Source organism: Pseudofulvimonas gallinarii (genome assembly GCF_004343305.1).
Classification (GTDB): domain Bacteria; phylum Pseudomonadota; class Gammaproteobacteria; order Xanthomonadales; family UBA2363; genus Pseudofulvimonas; species Pseudofulvimonas gallinarii.
Window position 1 is genome coordinate 1 of the sequence record NZ_SMAF01000057.1, and the last position, 1,202, is coordinate 1,202.

A 1,202-nucleotide genomic window follows, 5' to 3' on the forward strand; every position below is an offset into this window, starting at 1 on the left:
CAGGATACCGAGAGCCCGTCTGCTGTGGAACTGATTGCCGAACGTGGGCTGGACGGCCTGCCCGATGCGCTGGCTGCACTGATCAACGAGGCCATGCGCGTGGAGCGGGAGCGACACGTGGGTGCGGGCCGCTACGAACGCAGCGACGCCCGTCGTGGCTACGCCAACGGCTACAAGACAAGGACCATGAAGACCCGCATGGGCGCTCTGGAGCTGCGGGTGCCGCAGGTGCGAGAAGGGGGTTTCTACCCGCAATCGCTGGACAAGGGGCTGCGCTCGGAGCGGGCGCTGAAGCTGGCACTGGCGCAGATGTACGTGGAGGGCGTGTCCACGCGCAAGGTCGCCCGAATCACCGAGCAACTGTGCGGCTTTGAGGTCAGCTCGACCGAGGTATCGCGTTGCACGGCGCTGCTGGATGAGGAACTGGCGGCCTGGCGCGAGCGCGACTTGGGCGTGTACCCCTACGTCTACCTGGACGCCCGGTACGAGAAGGTCCGCCATGGCGGTCAGGTCATCGACACAGCGGTCCTGGTGGCACTGGGTGTGGCGCCTGACGGCAAGCGGGACGTACTGGGCATCTCGGTGGAGCTGTCCGAGGCGGAGGTGCATTGGCGGCGCTTTCTGGAACAACTGGGCAAGCGTGGCCTGCACGGTGTGAAGCTGTTCGTCTCCGACTGCCATGCCGGTCTGAAGGCGGCGCGTATCGCCACGTTCCCGTCCGTGCCTTGGCAGCGCTGCCAGTTTCACCTGCAGCAGAATGCGGGGCAGTACGTGCCGCGACAATCCCTGCGCAAGGCGGTGGCCTCGGACCTGCGCCACGTGTTCAACGCACCGGACGCCGACGAAGCCAGGCGCTTGCTGAAGCGCTTCATGGCCACGTGGGAGACCAAGGCGCCCAAGCTGGCTGCATGGGCCGCCGAGGCCGTTCCGGAGAGCTTTGCCGTGTTCGCGATGCCAACCGAACACCGCCGCCGCCTGCGGACCAGCAATGCACTGGAGCGGCTCAACAAGGAGCTCAAACGACGCACGCGGGTCGCCACACTGTTCCCGAACACGGCGTCGTGCGAACGCTTGGCCAGCGCTGTGGCCATGGAGATATCCGAGGAGTGGGTGAGCGGTCGCGCCTACCTCAACATGGATGGAGACCACTGATCCAACGCCAACGAAAGGTCGCGAATTTACAGACGGGATGTTGCTTTATC

General features: G+C 65.4%; 1 protein-coding gene. It reads left to right on the forward strand.

From position 1 onward, the window contains the following. The first annotated feature begins 24 nt into the window (after positions 1-24). Positions 25-1,152 carry an IS256 family transposase gene (locus EDC25_RS14605; RefSeq protein WP_132577808.1) on the forward strand — a complete coding sequence of 376 codons (1,128 nt, stop codon included), beginning with the start codon at positions 25-27 and terminating at the stop codon, positions 1,150-1,152. The last annotated feature ends 50 nt before the right edge of the window (positions 1,153-1,202 follow it).